Origin of the sequence: Pseudomonas sp. PA-4-8C, from assembly GCF_021606625.1 — a bacterium.
GTDB classification, from domain to species: Bacteria; Pseudomonadota; Gammaproteobacteria; order Pseudomonadales; family Pseudomonadaceae; genus Aquipseudomonas; species Aquipseudomonas lactis.
The window spans coordinates 56,123-73,766 of sequence record NZ_WKCD01000002.1; the positions used below are offsets into that span (position 1 = coordinate 56,123).

Sequence of the window (17,644 nt, forward strand, 5' to 3'; positions counted from 1 at the left end):
GCACGCGCGCCATGTTGCACAGGTGTCGTGGCAGTGGCTAGCGGCATAATGTTTCGGGCTTTTGCGTAAGACCAAATCCGAAGGGTCTGTAGGACTAATTACAGATATTGGCCCGCACGCGTGAAATACAAGGGCGCGGCCGTATCTTCCCGTAGGAGCGAGCTTGCTCGCGAAAATCGTCAACGATCACGCGGGCATTCTGGATGAGCGCATTGTCTGGGCGTTCTTCGCGAGCAAGCTCGCTCCTGCAGGAATGGGGTTCAGATAGCCTCGAGCTTGGCGTAACCCATCATCAGCCACTTGCTGCCCTCGGCGAAGTTCACCTGCACCCGCGCCTGGGCGCCTGCGCCTTCGAAGTTGAGGATCACGCCTTCGCCGAAGATCGCATGCTTGACCTGCTGGCCCAGGCTGAACGGGGTTTCTGGTATTTCGGAGCCGGCAAACAGGCTGCTGGAATTCTGTTGCTGGCCACCGCCAAACGGGCGGCTGACGCTGTTGGACAAGCGTACTTCCTGGATCAGCCCCTTCGGCACCTCACGTACGAAGCGCGACACCTTGTTGTAGGTTTCGCTGCCGTACAGCCGTCGGGTCTCGGCGTAGGTCATCACCAGGTTCTGCATCGCCCGGGTAATGCCCACGTAGGCCAGGCGGCGCTCTTCTTCAAGGCGGCCGGGTTCTTCCAGGCTCATCTTGTGAGGGAACAGGCCTTCTTCCATGCCCACCAGGAACACGTAAGGGAATTCCAGGCCCTTGGCGCTGTGCAAGGTCATCAGTTGGATGCTGTCTTCATGCTCATCGGCCTGGGTATCGCCGGCTTCCAGCGAGGCGTGGCCCAGGAAGGCGGCGAGCGGCGTCAGCTCTTCGTCGTCCTCGGTGTTTTCGAACGCACGAGCAGCGCTGACCAGTTCCTCAAGGTTTTCTACCCGGGCCTGGCCTTTCTCACCCTTTTCCGCTTCGTGATAGGCGATCAGCCCGGACTGCTCGATGACAGTTTGGGTCATCAGGTGCAGCGGCATTTCTGCGCACTTGGCCGCCAGGTTCTCGATCAGCTCGACGAACACCCCCAACGCCCCGGCAGCACGGCCGGTCAGGCCTTTATTGGCGATCAGCAAGCGCATGGCTTCCCACATCGACACATCGGCATGGCGCGCATGGTCGCGGATCGCTTCGACGGTTTTCTCGCCAATGCCACGCGCCGGGATATTGATCACCCGCTCCAGCGCCGCATCGTTACCCCGGCCTTCCAGCAAGCGCAGGTAGGCCATGGCGTTCTTGATTTCGGCACGTTCAAAGAAGCGCTGGCCGCCGTAGATGCGGTACGGGATGCGTTCGCGCAGCAAGGCTTCTTCCAGCACCCGCGATTGGGCGTTGGAACGGTACAGAATCGCGATATCGCTGCGGGCCAGGCCGGTTTTCAGTGCGCTTTCGATGGTTTCGACCACGTATCGCGCTTCATCGTGCTCATTGAACGCTGCGTACAGGTTGATCGCTTCGCCTTCGCCGCCGTCGGTCCACAGCTCTTTGCCCAGGCGCCCGGTGTTGTTGGCGATCAAGGCGTTGGCAGCCTTGAGGATGCCGGCGGTGGAGCGGTAATTCTGCTCCAGGCGGATGGTCACCGCGTCCGGGAAGTCTTCGGAATACTGGTAAATGTTCTCGATTTTCGCGCCACGCCAGCCGTAGATCGACTGGTCGTCATCGCCCACCACCATCAGGCTGTCGCCGCCCTTGGCCAGCAGGCGCAACCAGGCGTACTGCACGGCGTTGGTGTCCTGGAACTCGTCCACCAGAATGTGGCGGAAGCGTTTCTGGTAATGGGCCAGCAAACCGGGGTTGTCGCGCCACAGGTCGAGGGCACGCAGCAGCAGTTCGGAGAAGTCGATGACGCCGGCGCGCACGCAGGCCGCTTCATAGGCTTCATAAATGCTGCGCATGGTGGCTAGGAACAGGTCGCCGCTGGCCTGGATATGTTGCGGGCGCAGGCCTTCGTCTTTCTGGCCGTTGATAAACCACTGCGCCTGGCGCGCCGGCCAGCGTTGTTCGTCCAGGCCCAGCTCGCGGATCACGCGCTTGACCAGGCGTTGCTGGTCGTCGCTGTCGAGAATCTGGAAGGTCTGGCTCAGCCCCGCTTCCTGCCAATGCGCCCGCAACAGGCGGTGCGCCAGGCCATGGAAGGTGCCCACCCACATGCCGGCCGGGCTGATGCCCATCAACTGCTCGATGCGATGACGCATCTCGGCAGCGGCCTTGTTGGTGAAGGTCACCGACAGGATGGAATGCGGGGACGCGTTTTCGACCTGGATCAACCAGGCGATACGGTGCACCAGCACTCGGGTTTTACCGGAGCCAGCACCGGCCAGGACCAACTGACGGCCAACGGGGGCCGCTACGGCCTGGCGTTGGGCATCGTTGAGGGAGTTCAGCAAAAGAGAGAGATCATCGCGCATCGACGCATTCTATGGGCCTTGGGGGGCCTGGGCAAATCCCAATGCCGGATGGTCGATGCAAAACGCCTGCACGCTAGCGCCGGGGGCGTACATTCTGGCGTGGGTGATGACCGGTTGGTCATCGGCCGCAGCCCGTGCCGTGTCTTGCCCAAGCGGTCTGGGCCAAAGGTTTGCGGCCAATCGCAACAGGTTTTTTATGACTTGTAGCAGTTTGGCCCGGGCGCTTGCTTGTGTATGCTCCGTCGACGTTTCGGGCTCACCATTATAAGAACACCGCCTATGACCCTTAGCACCGACCTGTTTGGCCTCTCGCCGGCCCCAGCACAGGTCATCCATAAACACTATGCAACCGAAATCGCGGTTGAGCGCACACGCCTGCTGTATCAGGGTTCGTTGCTGCCGACGCTGTTGATGCTGGTCAATGGCCTGGTCTGCGCCTGGCTGCTGTGGAACCCCGATCAGTACCTGCTGGACAGCGTCTGGCTGCTCTGGCTGCTCGCCCTGGTGGCAATGCGCGTGATCCAAGTGGCGGCCTTTGACTCGGCCATGCCCAGCCGCCAGGCCCAGCCCGTGTGGCGGCGTATGTTCATGCTCGGCTCGGCGGTCAGTGGCCTGACCCTCTCCGTTGCGGCCATTGCCCTGGTGCCCACAGACAGCTTCATGCATCAGGCCTGGGTGTTTGGCCTGATTGGCGCCGCCACCTTGTCGGCCAGCGTGGCCTATGCCGTGAGCCTGTGGGCCTACCTGTCGTTTGCCTTGCCGTGCCTGGTGCCGGCCATCGTCTACCTGTTCTGGGATGGCACCCCGCAGCAACAAGGCTGGGGCGTACTCGGCCTGATCCTACTGGCGTCCCTGAGCCTGGTCGCGTGGCAGGTCAACCGCCTGATCCAGCGCGGGCTGTTGCGCCGTTTCCAGAACCAGGCCCTGATCGAGCATCTACAGCAGGCGCAGCAACGCAGTGAGCAGTTGAACCAGGAGCTGGTGCGCGAAGTCGAGCAGCGCCGCGAGGTGGAGCAGGACTTGCGTGAAGCCCAGGTCGGCCTGCAAGACCGTGTGGCGCAACGCAGCCAGCAACTGGATGCTGCCAGTCTCGCCTTGAGTAAAAGCGAAGCGCGCCTGGCCATGGCCCTGCAAGCCAGTGAACTGGGCCTGTGGGACTGGAACCTGCAAACCGACGAGGTCCACCACACCCAGCTCAAGGAGTTGTTTGGCCTGGAGCCCGAATACGTCACGGCGATGCTCAGCCACCTCAAACCGCGCCTGCACCCCGACGATCTGCCCTTGCTCAAGCACGCGTTGGTGGAGCATCTCAAAGGCCGCAGCGAGGACTATCAGGTGGAATACCGGATACGTCATGGCGATGGGCATTGGGTGTGGATCCAAGACCGCGGGCGCGCCGTGGAGCGCACGCCCAGTGGCCGAGTCATCCGTATGCTCGGCACGCGCCGTGACATCAGTGCCGCCAAGGCGGTGGAAGAGCAGCAGCGCCTGGCTTCGACGGTGTTCGAGGCGGCCAGCGAAGGCATTGTGATCCTCGACCCGAACTATGCGTTGATCGCCGTGAACCAGGCGTTCAGCCGCGTCACCGGCTTTGACATCGACGACATGCTTGGCCGCAACGTCGTGGAACTGCCCTGCAGTCGCGATGCCCGGCGCCACTTCCCGCTGATCCGCCAGGCATTGCTCAGCCACGGCACGTGGCAGGGCGAATTGGTGGAAACGCGCAAGAATGGCGAACTCTACCCGCAATGGCTACAGCTGAACGTGGTGCGCGATGTACGGGGAAATGTCAGCCATATTGTAGGGTTCTTCGCCGATCTGTCGGCGCGGCGCGAGTCTGAAGAGCGTATGCGCTACCTCACTCACTACGACGAGTTGACCGGCCTGGCCAACCGTTCGCTGTTTCGCGAACGGCTGCGCGAAGCTCACCAGCGCGTGCGCCAAGGCGGGCGCAGCCTGGCGCTGCTGCATATCAACCTCGACCGCTTCAAATTGCTCAATGACAGCCTGGGCCATGAAGTGGCTGACCAACTGCTGCAAAAAATGGCACGGCGCTTGATCAACGCGCTGCCGGAGGCTGACACCATCGCGCGCCTGTCCGGGGATGAATTCGCCGTGCTGTTCGACGCCTATGGCAACTTATCGAGCCTGGCGCGGGTGGCGACCCGGCTGCTGGCGAAATTGCGCGTGCCGGTGAATGTGGAGGGGCATGAACTGGTGGTCAGCGCCTCGATGGGCGTCAGCCTATTGCCGGATAACGCGCGGGAAATTTCTGCGCTGGTCAGCCAAGCGAATATGGCGATGCAGCATGCCAAGCACTTGGGCGGGAATAATTTCCAGTTCTTCACCGACAGCCTGCAAGCCAGCACCCTGGAGCGTTTGCAGCTGGAAAACCACCTGCGCAAAGCCATCGACGAGCGTCAGCTCACAGTGTTCTACCAACCCAAGCTGTGCCTGGCCACTGGCAAACTGAACGCTGCCGAGGCGTTGGTCCGCTGGGAGCATCCGCAGTGGGGCATGGTGCCGCCGGGTGACTTTATCGGTTTGGCGGAAGAAACCGGCTTGATCGTGCCGTTGGGCGAATTTGTGCTGCGCCAGGCCTGCTGGCAGGCCTGCGAATGGCAGCGCCAGGGGCTGGCGCCGATTCGCGTGTCGGTCAACTTGTCGGTGCATCAGCTGCGTCAGGGCAAGCTGGTAAGCCTGGTACGCCAAGTGCTGGAAGAAACCGCACTGGACCCGCAATACCTGGAGCTGGAACTGACCGAAAGCCAGTTGCTCGACAGCGTTGAACACATCATCGCCACCTTCCAGCAATTGCGCGACCTGGGGGTGAAGCTGGCCATCGACGACTTTGGCACCGGTTACTCATCCCTCAGCTACCTCAAGCGCATCCCGGTGGACTACGTAAAGATCGACCAGGCCTTTATCCGCGGGCTTGGCCAGGGACGCGAAGATGCGGCGATCACCCGCGCGATCATCGCCATGGCCCACGGGTTGGCGCTCAAGGTAGTGGCCGAAGGTGTGGAGGATCAGCAGCAGCTGGATTTCCTGCGCGGCGAGCAGTGTGACGAGGTGCAGGGTTACCTGATCAGCCCGCCCATGCGGGCCGAAGGGCTGGCGGATTTGTTACGTAAAAATGCAGATTTTTCTTAACGCAGCGTAGGCCGCCTTTATGGCTACATAGCGCCTGCCCGCTGAATCAGGGGGGGAGCGGGGCGATTTAGTGATGCATCGGACGGGCAAAACGACAATTCTTGTAGTATAACTACAAGCTTGCTACATCCCTGGCGTCTGCCAATAACAAGAGTCCTGCCCTTTGAACCTGTTGCAACATATCGCCCAGTCGCGCCACCTGTTACGCAAATCGGAACTCAAGGTTGCCGATCATGTGCTGCTTGACCCTGCGGCCGTGATGCACAGTTCCATGGCCGACCTGGCCCACAGCGTGGGCATCAGTGAGCCGACCATCGTGCGCTTTTGCCGCGCCATTGGTTGCTCCGGGTTTCAGGATCTGAAACTCAAGCTGGCGCAAAGCCTGGCTGCTGGTGCGAGCTTCGGCCAGTTTGCAATCCATGAAGACGACTCCGTCGCCGACTACAGCCTGAAAATCTTCGACACCACCTTGCACACCCTGATGGAAGTGCGTGAGAAGCTCGACCCGGTGGAGCTGCAAAAGGCCGTGACCGCAATGTCCCAGGCCCAGCGCGTCGAGTTCTACGGCTTCGGTGCGTCCGGCGCGGTGGCGGCCGATGCCCAGCACAAGTTCTTCCGCCTGCTGCTGACCGCCGCGGCCTATAGCGACCCGCACATGCAGGCGATGTCGGCGGTGACCTTGAAGCCCACAGACGTGGCCATCTGCATTTCCCAATCCGGTCGTTCCAAAGACCTGCTGATCACCGCCAACCTGGTGCGTGAGAGCGGCGCTTCGCTGATTACCCTGTGCCCGAGCCAGACGCCATTGGCGGAGCTGTCCACGGTGAACCTGGCGATCGACGTGCATGAAGACACCGAAATCTACACGCCGCTGACCTCACGCATTGCCCACCTGGTGGTGATCGACGTGCTGGCGATGGGCGTGGCCATGGCCCGTGGCCCGAGCCTGGTCAACCACCTCAAGAGCGTGAAGCGCAGCTTGCGCAGCCTGCGGTTGTCGCCCAAGTCCGTCAAAGCCCTCGACGACTGAGGGCCTGTGGGAGCTGGCTTGCCTGCGATAGCGGTCTGCCAGTTACCCTCTTCATTGCCTGATACACCGCCATCGCAGGCAAGCCAGCTCCCACAGGGAATTTGCGCCAGTTTCGCAAGATTCATCATCCTGTAACCCCCGCGCCGCCAAACCGTCATCCCCCACGCCCATCCTGTACTCCCCGTACTCGCATTGGGAGACTCCAAATGACCCGGCCCTACGAAGACAGCAACAGCACCGTCAAGACCCGTCGTCAGCAGGAAGACCAGCGCCGCATGGCGTTCCGTCGCGCCATCGAAGACCGTTGTGAGGAGCGCCAGTTGCTCCAGAGCATCAGTGACTACCCGGAATTGCATTGGCAGGCACCCGTGGCTGCCCAGCGAAACGCTCAGCCAACGCGCTGATCTGCACCCGTTCGCTGCGAATAAAGCCCAGGAACGCATGGGCCACCGGTGACAGGCGCTTAGCCTTGGCCTGCACCAGGCACCAACTGCGGTACAGCGGCAGTTCTTCCACCGGCAGTTCCTTGAGCCCGCCGGTGGCCAGCTCCAGGTTCAAGGCGTGGCGCGTCAGCAGGGCCACGCCCAACCCTGCGACCACGCACTCACGCTGCGCCTCCGCCGAGGCCACTTCTACCGTCTGGGTGAAGTGCACGCGTTTTTCCTTGAAGTACTCTTCGCAGGCCAGCCGTGTGCCAGAGCCCGGTTCACGGATGAGCAGGGTATAAGGCTCCAGGTCCTGCAGGCGCAGCGGCCCTTGCAGGCTCAACGGATGATCCGGCAATGCCACGGCCACAATCGGGTTGTTGAGAAACGGCAGGAACTCCAGGCCCATGTCCTGGGGCACCATGGACATGATCACCAGGTCGTCGCGGTTGTCCGAGAGCCTGCGGATCACCTGGGCACGGTTGACTACCGTGAGCTGCAATTGCACTTCCGGATGCTGACGCTTGAAGGCGGCGAACAGGTGCGGCACGAAATACTTGGCGCTGGACTCCACCGCCAGTTTCAGTTGGCCTTGCAGTGAACCCTGCATGTCCGATAGCTGCATATCGAGGTTTTCCAGGCGCCCGAAAATATCGCGGCTGGCCCGTTGCAGGGCTTCGGCAGCCTCGGTCATGTAGAGCTTTTTGCCAACATAGTCGAACAGCGGCTGGCCGATCAGCTCTTCCAACTGGCGAATTTGCAGGCTGACCGCCGGTTGGGTGAGGGACATTTCCTCGGCGGCACGGCTGTAGGAACGCAAATCACACACTTCATTGAAGATCTGCAATTGACGCAATGTCATACGCATCAATGACTTACGCATTTTATAAGCCCTTAGCTCCCAAGTCGTCCGGCCAACTATAAGTCTTTACTTATACACAACCCAATAATTATTGATTTTTGTTAATTCTCCTATGCGCATAGTGTGTGTCTCGCGACTGTCATGAAACATTTGGTCACGCGCCGGCCCGGCTGCAACGGGTCGAAGCACGCAAATCGGCTCAAGGGAATTTCCAAGTGATAAAAAAGATCCTGATCGCCAACCGTGGTGAAATTGCCGTACGAATCGTGCGTGCCTGCGCCGAGATGGGCATTCGCTCGGTCGCGGTTTATTCGGACGCCGACCGCCACGCGTTGCACGTCAAGCGTGCCGACGAAGCCCACAGCATCGGTGCCGAGCCACTGGCCGGTTACTTGAACCCGCGCAAGCTGGTGAACCTGGCGGTGGAAACCGGTTGCGATGCGCTGCACCCCGGCTACGGCTTCCTGTCGGAAAACGCCGAGTTGGCAGACATCTGTGCCGAACGCGGCATCAAGTTTATCGGCCCCTCGGCAGAAGTGATTCGCCGCATGGGCGACAAGACCGAAGCGCGCCGCAGCATGATCAAGGCCGGTGTGCCGGTTACGCCGGGCACCGAAGGCAACGTCGCCGACATCCATGAAGCCCTCACCGAAGGCGACCGCATCGGTTACCCGGTGATGCTCAAGGCCACCTCCGGTGGCGGCGGACGTGGCATTCGTCGTTGCAACAGCCGCGAAGAACTCGAGCAAGCCTTCCCCCGCGTGATTTCCGAAGCCACCAAGGCCTTCGGTTCGGCGGAAGTGTTCCTGGAAAAATGCATCGTCAATCCCAAGCACATCGAGGCGCAGATCCTCGGTGACAGCTTTGGCAACGTGGTGCACCTGTTCGAACGTGATTGTTCGATCCAGCGTCGCAACCAGAAGCTGATCGAAATCGCCCCCAGCCCGCAACTGACCCCGGAACAGCGCGCCTACATCGGCGACCTGTCGGTGCGCGCCGCCAAGGCCGTGGGCTACGAGAACGCCGGCACCGTGGAGTTCCTGCTCGCCGAGGGCGAGGTGTACTTCATGGAGATGAACACGCGGGTGCAGGTGGAACACACCATCACCGAAGAAATCACCGGCATCGATATCGTTCGCGAGCAAATCCGCATCGCCTCCGGCCTGCCATTGTCGGTCAAGCAGGAAGACATCCAGCACCGGGGTTTCGCGTTGCAGTTTCGCATCAACGCCGAAGACCCGAAGAACAACTTCCTCCCAAGCTTCGGCAAGATCACCCGTTACTACGCCCCCGGCGGCCCTGGCGTGCGTACCGACACGGCGATCTACACCGGCTACACCATCCCACCGTTCTACGACTCCATGTGCCTGAAACTGGTGGTGTGGGCGTTGACCTGGGAAGAAGCCATGGACCGCGGCCTGCGTGCCCTGGACGACATGCGCCTGCAAGGCGTGAAGACCACCGCCGCCTACTACCAGGAAATCCTGCGCAACCCGGAATTCCGTAGCGGCCAGTTCAATACAAGCTTTGTGGAAAGCCACCCTGAGCTGACCAACTACTCGATCAAGCGCAAACCCGAAGAGCTGGCCCTGGCCATCGCCGCCGCCATCGCCGCCCACGCAGGCCTGTGAGGAATATAACAATGAGCAAGAAGATCTTCGTAACCGACACCATCCTGCGCGACGCCCACCAATCGTTGCTGGCTACCCGCATGCGCACCGACGACATGCTGCCGATCTGCGAGAAGCTCGACAAAGTCGGCTACTGGTCCCTGGAAGTCTGGGGCGGCGCGACCTTCGACGCCTGTGTGCGCTTCCTCAAGGAAGACCCGTGGGAGCGCCTGCGCCAACTGCGCGCCGCGCTGCCTAACACACGCCTGCAAATGCTGCTGCGCGGCCAGAACCTGCTGGGCTACCGCCATTACAGCGACGACGTGGTCAAAGCCTTCGTGGCCAAGGCGGCGGTCAACGGTATCGACGTGTTCCGCATTTTCGATGCAATGAACGACGTGCGTAACTTGCGCGTGGCCATTGAAGCGGTCAAGGCCGCTGGCAAACATGCACAAGGCACTATCGCCTACACCACCAGCCCGGTGCATACCGTTGAGGCGTTCGTGGCCCAGGCCAAGCAATTGGAAGCCATGGGCTGCGACTCCATCGCGATCAAGGACATGGCTGGCCTGCTCACGCCCTACGCCACTGGCGAGCTGGTCAAGGCACTCAAAGCCGAGCAGAACCTGCCGATCTTTATCCACTCCCACGACACCGCCGGCCTGGCCGCGATGTGCCAACTCAAGGCCATCGAAAACGGTGCCGACCATATCGACACGGCCATCTCCAGCTTTGCCTGGGGCACCAGCCATCCGGGCACCGAGTCGATGGTCGCTGCCCTTAAAGGCAGCGAGTTCGACACCGGCCTCGACCTGGAACTGCTGCAAGAGATCGGCCTGTACTTCTACGCCGTGCGCAAGAAGTACCACCAGTTCGAGAGCGAATTCACCGCCGTCGACACCCGTGTGCAGGTCAACCAGGTGCCGGGCGGGATGATCTCCAACCTGGCCAACCAGCTCAAGGAGCAGGGCGCTCTGAACCGCATGAGCGAAGTGCTGGCCGAGATCCCGCGGGTCCGTGAAGACCTCGGCTTCCCGCCGCTGGTAACGCCGACCTCGCAGATCGTCGGCACCCAGGCGTTCTTCAACGTGCTGGCCGGTGAGCGCTACAAGACCATCACCAACGAAGTGAAGCTCTATCTGCAAGGCGGTTACGGCAAGGCGCCGGGCACGGTGAACGAAAAACTGCGCCGCCAGGCCATCGGCAGCGAAGACGTGATCGACGTGCGCCCGGCGGATTTGCTCAAGCCGGAAATGACCAAGCTGCGCGGCGAAATCGGCGCACTGGCCAAGTCCGAAGAAGACGTGCTGACCTACGCCATGTTCCCGGACATCGGGCGCAAGTTCCTCGAAGAACGCGACGCCGGCACCCTGGCTCCTGAAGTGCTGTTGCCGATCCCGGAAGCGGGCGGCGTGGCCCGTGCTGGCGGCGAAGGCGTACCGACCGAATTCGTTATCGATGTGCACGGCGAAAGCTACCGCGTGGATATCACCGGTGTCGGCGTGAAGGCCGAAGGCAAGCGCCACTTCTACCTGTCCATCGACGGCATGCCGGAAGAAGTGGTGTTCGAACCGCTCAACGAGTTTGTCAGCAGCGGCGGCAGCAAGCGCAAGCACGCGACCGAACCGGGCCACGTCAGCACGGCGATGCCGGGCAATATCGTTGATGTGCTGGTCAAGGTCGGCGACGTGGTCAAGGCCGGCCAGGCCGTGCTGATTACCGAAGCCATGAAGATGGAAACCGAAGTGCAGGCAGCAATTGCCGGCAAGGTGAGCGCTGTACATGTGGCCAAGGGCGACCGGGTGAACCCTGGCGAAATCCTGATTGAGATCGAAGGCTGATCACAGCCTTCGAGACTAACGTTTAATCCTCGGGGGGGCAGGTGCTCCCCTTTTTTTTCGCCTGCAATTCAGGCGTTCACGGGCTTAGAAGCTCATTTTCCACTGGCCCATCAGGCCTTGGTCGTGGCCATGGTTGCCGGCTTGGCTGCTATAGGTCAGGCCGACGCTGTGTTGGGTCGACAGGGCAAGGTCCACGCCTGCTTGCAAGTCAAAGCTATCGCGGTCCAGGGCGGTGCCGGTGATGGTGTACTCGTCGATCAGGCCCGGTGCATAGCGCGAGGTTTGGCGGACCTGGCTGTTGACGTCACCGTAGAGGTGTTTCCAGCTCGTGCTGAGGTGGGGCGTGAGGCTCATGTTGTTGTCGAAGCGATACAGCGTTGCCAGGCGCAGGCCAAAGGTGCTGTTCAGGTTTCGCTGGGTTTGTGGGCCGACGTTCAATGCGGTCACGCCGCCGCTCTCTTTGAAACGGTCGCGCTGATAGCGTTGGTAGCCGAGACCGACGAAGGGTTCGACAGTGGAATCACCGCTGCCCAATTGATAGCCCAGTTCGGAGAACAGGGTCTGGCTGCTGGCGTTGTATTTGCTTTTGAGCGAGTCGTGGTAATTGAGCAGGCTGACGCTGCGTTTGTTCTGCCCGGCATGGTTGCTGTAGATCGCCCCCAGGCGCAGGGCGAAGGGGCCGTCCTGGCGCACGGCGTAGCCGCTCAAGTGCCAGCTGTCCAGGTCGGCGGCATAACGCGGGGCATCCAAGCGGCTAGAGGTCTTGGCGCCCATGACACCCACCCGCCAGGCATGGTCGACCGCCCAGTCGGCGCCCAGCAACAGGCCTTGGGTATCGTGTTTCAAGCCGGCGCTACCGTGTTGTGCGTCTAGGCTGCCGCCGTTGCCCAGGCCTTGCACCCAGAAGTGGCCGTCGTCGTCAGTAGGCAGTGTGCGCAGAGTGGCCAGCAATTGGCGGCTCAGGTGCTGGGTGGTGGCCTGGGTTGCGGTGGCCAGGTTGGCGTTTTGGCTGGCGGCCAGTTGCTCGAGGGCTGCGCCGATTCCGCCGGGCTGATTGCTCAATTGCTCGAATGATTTCTGCAATTCCTTGAGCTCTTGCGAGTTAAGTTCGCCGGAGGCCACGAGTTGAATCAATGCCGGCTCCAGCACCTTGGCAACCTGCAAGCCATTGTGCGACGTGGCCTGTTGGGTGAGGAATCCGTCGAAGGGCGGTGGAAGGGGCGGCGCTTCGAACGCCGACAGGAATGCCCAACTATCGTCGGCGGCGTCGTAGGGATAGCTCCCGTAGGGCCTGTATTCGATATCGCCTCGCGCATGGGCGGGCTGAAAACTGGCGGCCACTGCCAGGCTGATGACTATCGCGATTCTTTGAAGTGTAAAGCGCATGAATTCCCAACCTCTGATGAATGAGGCCGGGAATTTAGGCGAGGTGCGGGGGGATAACTGTCAGGCTATCGACCGCTGATTTGCGGGAGTTGTCTCTAGTACGGTGCGATTAAAAACTCATCTGCCATTGGCCGGTCAGCGCATGGTTGCGGCTGTTGCTGCCCACTTCGCCGGTATAGCCCAAGCCCAGGCGATGACGGGCGGATAAGCCTACGTCCAGGCCTGCTTCGAGCAACAGGCTGTCGCGGTCCAGGGCGCTGCCTTGCACATTGAAGGCGGTGCCACCGGCCAGGAAAGCCTGGCGTGTGGTGCTGTCGACATCGCCATAGGTATGTTTCCAGCCAAGGCTGGCACGGGGTGTGAGGCTGACGCCGTTGTCCAGCTGGCTCAGGTGGGCCAGGCGCAGGCCGAAGGTGCTGCTGAAGTTGTCCTGGGTCTGGCCTTCCACGTGCAACGCAGCGGCGCCGCCTTTTTCGTTGTAACCGTCGCGCTGATAGCGCTGGTAGCCGAGGTTGGCGAACGGCTCTGCGCTCAAGCGACCACTGCCCATGGCGTAGCCCAGTTCAGCGAAAGCCTGCTGGCTGTTGGCGTCATAGTCGCCTTTGGCGCGGTCGTTAAAACCGCTGAAGGCCAGCGTGCGTTTACTGTCGCCCTGGTGCCCGCTGTAGGCCGCACCCAGTCGCAACGCCAATGGGCCGCTCTGGCGCAGGGCATAGACGCCGGCGTGCCAGCTGTCGACGCTGCCGTCGACACCGGTGGTGTCCAGGTCGGTCTTGGAGTAACCCCCTAGCACACCCAAGCGCCAGTCGCTGTCCAGCGCCCAATCGGCGCCGAGCACTGTGCCTTTGGTGCGTTGGGTCAAGCCGTTGCTGCCGTGCTCGCCATCAAGCTTGCCGTAGCTGCCGATGCCTTGCAGCCACAGTCGGCCGCGGGCATTCGGGTCATTGAGGTTGCGCACCTCGGCGGGCACACCGGTGGCGGCCAGTACCGGTGTATCTTTGTCATTGAGCCCTACCAGCAGTCCCGCACCGCCGCCCACCTTGTGCATGGCGGCGAGCATGCTGTTGCCCACTTGCGCACTGGCATTGAGGGTGGCGCTGGTGAGGTTGGCGGTGCTGCTGCCCGCCAGTTGCTCGATAGCGGCACCGGCTGTGCCGGTGGTGGTATTGAGCAGGGCGTTGTACAGCGGGTTGGTCGTGCCCAGGCCCGCCAGGCTGTTGGCGGCGCTGGCACCGTTGGCGGTGCTGGCGAACTGGTTGAAGGCGATGTCGTTACGGGTGTACGTAAGGCTGACCTGAGTGGGGCTGTAATCCAGGGTCGGGGTCAGGAAGGCGTAGTCGCTGGTGACCTTGCCAAACGTGCCATTGATGCTGGCGGCTTGCAGCACGCTGTAATGGCTTTGCCACGGGTAGGTGCCTTCGCCGGGGTTGACCGTCAGCGTCGCCCCATTAAGGTAAGCGGTGCCGCCGACCTTGATCGGTGCGCTACTGCCGTCGGCGTTGACGCCATAGGCGAGGGTCGAGCCGCTGCCCATGCGCAAGTCACGGCTGATGCTGGCGGTACCCAATACGGTGTTGGTCTGCAGAGTGCCGTTGACCAGCAGGCTGCCCACCGAGCCGCCGCCGGCATACACACCGCCTGCGTCGACCGTCACGTTACCGGCAATGCCGCCTTGGTTGACCAGCGTGGCACCGCTGGAAATCTCGCCGCCGTCGCTGAAGTCACCCTGGCCGGTCAACGTCCAGGTGCCTTGCTTGACCTCCAACCGTTCGAGGTTGCGGCTGTCGCCAAAACTGCCACCGGCGACGTCGTCCAGGGTCAGTCGGTCGTAACCGCTGCCGCCGTCCACCGTGCCGATAAAGCGGCTGCCGTTACGCAAGATCAGCTGGTCATCGCCGCCGCCCAAATCCAGGGCCAGGCCATTACTGCCGCTTATGGTGCCGCTGTTGATGACCGTGTCGGCATAGTTGCCGACGAACTTCACGCCAAAGCCATCCAGGCCTTCAATCGTGCCGTGGTTCTCCAGGGTGGTGGCCGCGAGCCCCGGCCCGTCGCTGCCGTCGTCCACCAGGATGGCATTGCTGGCACCACTGATCAGCGCGCCTTTGGCGTTGTAGAGAGAGCCACCGCCCAGGGCGATCCCTTCGCTGCCGTTGGCGAAGCCGTTCTTGTCGACACCCCCGGCGCCTACACCCTGGATAACACCGTAATTTTCGATATGGGCGATCTTGTCGATGTCCACACCGTCACCGTCGCCATCCGGTTGCAGGCCGGAGAACGCGCCTATGATGGTGCCGTGGTTGACCACAGTGCCGTCGCCATCGGAACCAAAGCCCGAGCCGTTGCGGCCGATCACCGTGCCGTAGTTGGTCAGCGTGGCGCCCTCGTCCGTGGTGATGCCATGGCGGCCACCGGAAATCAGGCCGTAATTGGTGACCGTCACGCCGCTGGCGGAGTCGATGTCCACGCCATCGAACTTGTCATCGCGGGAGAAGGTGTCGCCAGTGGAGATCTCGCCGTAGTTAGTGATAGAAGCGTTGGCGCCGGTCTTCATGCCGTCGCTGGCCTCCCCGCGAATCAAGCCACCGGCACGGTTGATGATCGTGGTGGTGACGTTACTGCTGCGCAGCGCATCCAGGTCCAGCCCTTGGCCGGTGGCCGAGCGAATGGTGCCGCTGTTGTCGATCAGCACGCTGCCGCTGGCAACGTTACTGTTGATGCGCAACGCATCATTGGCGCCTTGGATCACCCCACCGGCAAGGTTGTAAATGCTGTACCTGCGCTCCCCGCTGACACTGCCCGAACTGTCGATACCCCGGCCGCCACTGGAGATCAGATTGCCCGCGTTAGTCACCACCACCCCCGCACTGCGGGTGCCGTCCTTGAGCGTCACTGCTACCCCGGAGGTTGTAATGCTGCCAGGCGCCGACGTGGTCAACGTATCACTGCCACCCAGGGTTTGCCCCTGGGTGGTAGGCGTGTCGATCTGCAGGGTCTTGGCTGCGGCTGCTTCGATGAAACCACCGCCGGCCAACAGGGTGATGGCGAGCGCGAGGCGTTGTGGAGACGGGGGCATGCTGGGCGACCTTGTTATGGCAAGCGAGTCGACCTGTATAGCGGAGGGGAGTTGCAGGAATGTGTCGAAAAGATGACGACAATGAATATGCAATCTATTGCAGATCCTTGAGCCTATTCAGCCTGAGCGCTGCAATATATTGCACATTCTGCACGTCAACCGCGCCGCACGTAGCCCTTGCCGAAATGCCGCTCCATGCGCGCCTGGATCAATTCCAGCCCCAGGGACATCACCCAATAAATGATCGCCGCCGTCGTGAGCATCTCGATATAGCGGTAGCTCGAGCGGCCATAGGACTGTGCCAGGAACATCACTTCCCACACGCCCATCACCGAGATCAGGGAGGAGTCCTTGAGCATCGAGATGAACTGGTTGGTGGCCGGCGGGATGATGGTGCGCATGGCCTGGGGCAGGGTCACGTGCCAGAAGATCGCCCTGTCGCGCATGCCCAGGGCCAGCGCGGCCTCGCGTTGGCCATGGGGCACGCCGAGGATGCCGGCGCGGAAAATTTCACTCAGGTAGGCGCCGTAATTCAGCGACAGCGCGATGATGCCGGCGACGATGGCGCCTGGCACCAGCCCCAGTTGCGGCAGGCCCAAGTAGATCAACAAGATCTGGATCAGCAGCGGCGTGCCGCGAAAGAACGAGGCGTAGAAACTGGCGATGCCGAACGCCACCGCACTTTTGGACAGGCGCCCCAATGCGGTGATAAAGCCCAGCACCGACGAGGTGACGATGGCGCACAGGCACAAGAACAGCGTCAGCGCCGCACCTTGCAGGAAGCCGTTGGGCGCAAGGTGCAGGCCGACCAGGTTGGGCAGCTTGTCGAGGATGATCGAGAACTTCAGGTCAAAGCTCAGGAAGAAACTCGCAAACAGGCCGAACAGCGCCGCCCAGGTCAGGTAAAGCCGTAGGCGAAAACTCATCGGCTGATATCGGCGCCGATCCATTTTTGCGACAGCGCGCTCAAGGTGCCGTCCTGCTTGAGCTGGGCGAAGACCTCACGCACTTTGCTGTCCCACTGCGGGTCGCCTTTCTCGATGGCCACCGAGTTGGGCTCCGAGTACAGCGGCGCACCGGCGAGCTTGAAGCGCTTGTCCTGGCTCAGGCGCGGCTGCGCGGTGACCAGGTTGGTGAGGATCGCGTCCAGGCGCACGCCGGCGCCCAGGCCCAGGTCCTGGAATGCCACATTGTCGGTGTCGTACGGGGCGATCTGCACCTCCTCGAACGGGTACTGCAACTGCGTGTCTTCGGCGCCTTCGATCACCAGGTTCTTGTTCAGGTAACTTTCGTAGCTGGAGGCGCTGGTGAGGCCGACTTTCTTGCCGCTCAGGTCCCGGGCTCCGTGGATGCGCTCGTCCTTGGCATTGACCACGATCACGGCCGGCGAGGCGTAGTACTCCACCGGGAAGTCGAACACCTCGGCGCGTGCCTTGCTTGGGGTCATGGAGCAGATGCAGATGTCGTAGCGCCCGCTCCAGCGGCCGGCGGCGATCACGTCCCAGGACGGGGTTTCCAGGCGCAACTTCACGCCCAGTTTTTGTGCCACGGCCTTGGCCACGTCCACGTCGAAACCGTCGAGCTGGTTCTGGTCATTGAGAAATGAAAACGGCGGATAGCTTTCCATCAGCACGCCGACCAGTTCTTTCTTCTGCTCGACACGATCCAGCGTGGCACCGCCAAAGGCTTGGGTTGAAGCAGCCAACATCGTTAGGCCCAGGGCCAACAGCGGTCTGAATTTCAAAATCGAACACCCGAATAAAAAAGAGGTTGTTATTAACTGAACGGTACGCATTAAATAGTTATAAGAACGACTC

General features: G+C 61.7%; 11 protein-coding genes. 5 read left to right on the forward strand and 6 right to left on the reverse strand.

Translation table 11 applies throughout. From position 1 onward, the window contains the following. Window positions 1–260 precede the first annotated feature (260 nt). Entirely contained in the window at window positions 261–2,444 is a 2,184-nt protein-coding gene (gene uvrD / locus GIW04_RS00890; RefSeq protein ID WP_003195738.1) for a DNA helicase II, read from the reverse strand. Between the two features lie 279 nt (window positions 2,445–2,723). Here uvrD and GIW04_RS00895 point away from each other — a divergent pair, with 279 nt between their 5' ends. The 3 genes from GIW04_RS00895 to GIW04_RS00905 all read left to right on the forward strand — a co-directional run bounded on the left by GIW04_RS00895 (window position 2,724) and on the right by GIW04_RS00905 (window position 7,031). Further along, window positions 2,724–5,597, forward strand: a complete 2,874-nt coding sequence (locus GIW04_RS00895) for an EAL domain-containing protein (RefSeq protein ID WP_003195736.1) — start codon at window positions 2,724–2,726, stop codon at window positions 5,595–5,597. Between the two features lie 163 nt (window positions 5,598–5,760). Then, a complete protein-coding gene (gene hexR / locus GIW04_RS00900; RefSeq protein WP_003177007.1) occupies window positions 5,761–6,627 on the forward strand; it encodes a transcriptional regulator HexR in 867 nt (288 codons plus the stop codon). A gap of 206 nt (window positions 6,628–6,833) precedes the next feature. Next, window positions 6,834–7,031: a PA3496 family putative envelope integrity protein gene (locus GIW04_RS00905; protein ID WP_020302818.1), complete on the forward strand. Its 198-nt coding sequence runs from the start codon at window positions 6,834–6,836 to the stop codon at window positions 7,029–7,031. Here the strand turns inward: GIW04_RS00905 and GIW04_RS00910 are convergent. Continuing rightward, window positions 6,961–7,935 carry a LysR family transcriptional regulator gene (locus tag GIW04_RS00910; protein WP_003195734.1) on the reverse strand — a complete coding sequence of 325 codons (975 nt, stop codon included), beginning with the start codon at window positions 7,933–7,935 and terminating at the stop codon, window positions 6,961–6,963. The genes GIW04_RS00905 and GIW04_RS00910 overlap by 71 nt on opposite strands. A gap of 194 nt (window positions 7,936–8,129) precedes the next feature. On the opposite strand from GIW04_RS00910, the gene GIW04_RS00915 reads away from it, so the two are divergent. Both GIW04_RS00915 and oadA read left to right on the forward strand, forming a co-directional pair. Next, window positions 8,130–9,545, forward strand: a complete 1,416-nt coding sequence (locus GIW04_RS00915) for an acetyl-CoA carboxylase biotin carboxylase subunit (protein WP_003195732.1) — start codon at window positions 8,130–8,132, stop codon at window positions 9,543–9,545. A gap of 11 nt (window positions 9,546–9,556) precedes the next feature. After that, entirely contained in the window at window positions 9,557–11,365 is a 1,809-nt protein-coding gene (oadA, locus tag GIW04_RS00920; protein ID WP_057710616.1) for a sodium-extruding oxaloacetate decarboxylase subunit alpha, read from the forward strand. 84 nt (window positions 11,366–11,449) lie between these two features. Here oadA and GIW04_RS00925 read toward each other — a convergent pair whose 3' ends face one another. From GIW04_RS00925 to GIW04_RS00940, 4 genes are all read right to left on the reverse strand, one after another. Further along, window positions 11,450–12,751 carry an autotransporter outer membrane beta-barrel domain-containing protein gene (locus GIW04_RS00925; protein WP_120247421.1) on the reverse strand — a complete coding sequence of 434 codons (1,302 nt, stop codon included), beginning with the start codon at window positions 12,749–12,751 and terminating at the stop codon, window positions 11,450–11,452. Window positions 12,752–12,860: 109 nt separating this feature from the next. Further along, window positions 12,861–15,827, reverse strand: coding sequence for an autotransporter outer membrane beta-barrel domain-containing protein (locus GIW04_RS00930; protein ID WP_120247422.1), 2,967 nt, complete (start codon window positions 15,825–15,827; stop codon window positions 12,861–12,863). Window positions 15,828–15,982: 155 nt separating this feature from the next. Further along, window positions 15,983–16,753, reverse strand: a complete 771-nt coding sequence (locus GIW04_RS00935; protein ID WP_003195723.1) for an amino acid ABC transporter permease — start codon at window positions 16,751–16,753, stop codon at window positions 15,983–15,985. After that, window positions 16,750–17,571, reverse strand: a complete 822-nt coding sequence (locus GIW04_RS00940) for an ABC transporter substrate-binding protein (protein ID WP_120247423.1) — start codon at window positions 17,569–17,571, stop codon at window positions 16,750–16,752. The genes GIW04_RS00935 and GIW04_RS00940 overlap by 4 nt, the downstream gene beginning before the upstream one ends. Window positions 17,572–17,644: the final 73 nt, after the last annotated feature.

Excerpts from the sequence above, each read along its gene's own strand:
- GIW04_RS00905 (WP_020302818.1), top strand. The coding sequence starts at position 6,834 with ATGACCCGGCCCTACGAAGACAGCAACAGCACCGTCAAGACCCGTCGT.
- GIW04_RS00910 (WP_003195734.1), bottom strand. The coding sequence starts at position 7,935 with ATGCGTAAGTCATTGATGCGTATGACATTGCGTCAATTGCAGATCTTC.
- oadA (WP_057710616.1), top strand. The coding sequence starts at position 9,557 with ATGAGCAAGAAGATCTTCGTAACCGACACCATCCTGCGCGACGCCCAC.
- uvrD (WP_003195738.1), bottom strand. The coding sequence starts at position 2,444 with ATGCGCGATGATCTCTCTCTTTTGCTGAACTCCCTCAACGATGCCCAA.
- GIW04_RS00935 (WP_003195723.1), bottom strand. The coding sequence starts at position 16,753 with ATGAGTTTTCGCCTACGGCTTTACCTGACCTGGGCGGCGCTGTTCGGC.
- GIW04_RS00925 (WP_120247421.1), bottom strand. The coding sequence starts at position 12,751 with ATGCGCTTTACACTTCAAAGAATCGCGATAGTCATCAGCCTGGCAGTG.
- GIW04_RS00895 (WP_003195736.1), top strand. The coding sequence starts at position 2,724 with ATGACCCTTAGCACCGACCTGTTTGGCCTCTCGCCGGCCCCAGCACAG.
- GIW04_RS00930 (WP_120247422.1), bottom strand. The coding sequence starts at position 15,827 with ATGCCCCCGTCTCCACAACGCCTCGCGCTCGCCATCACCCTGTTGGCC.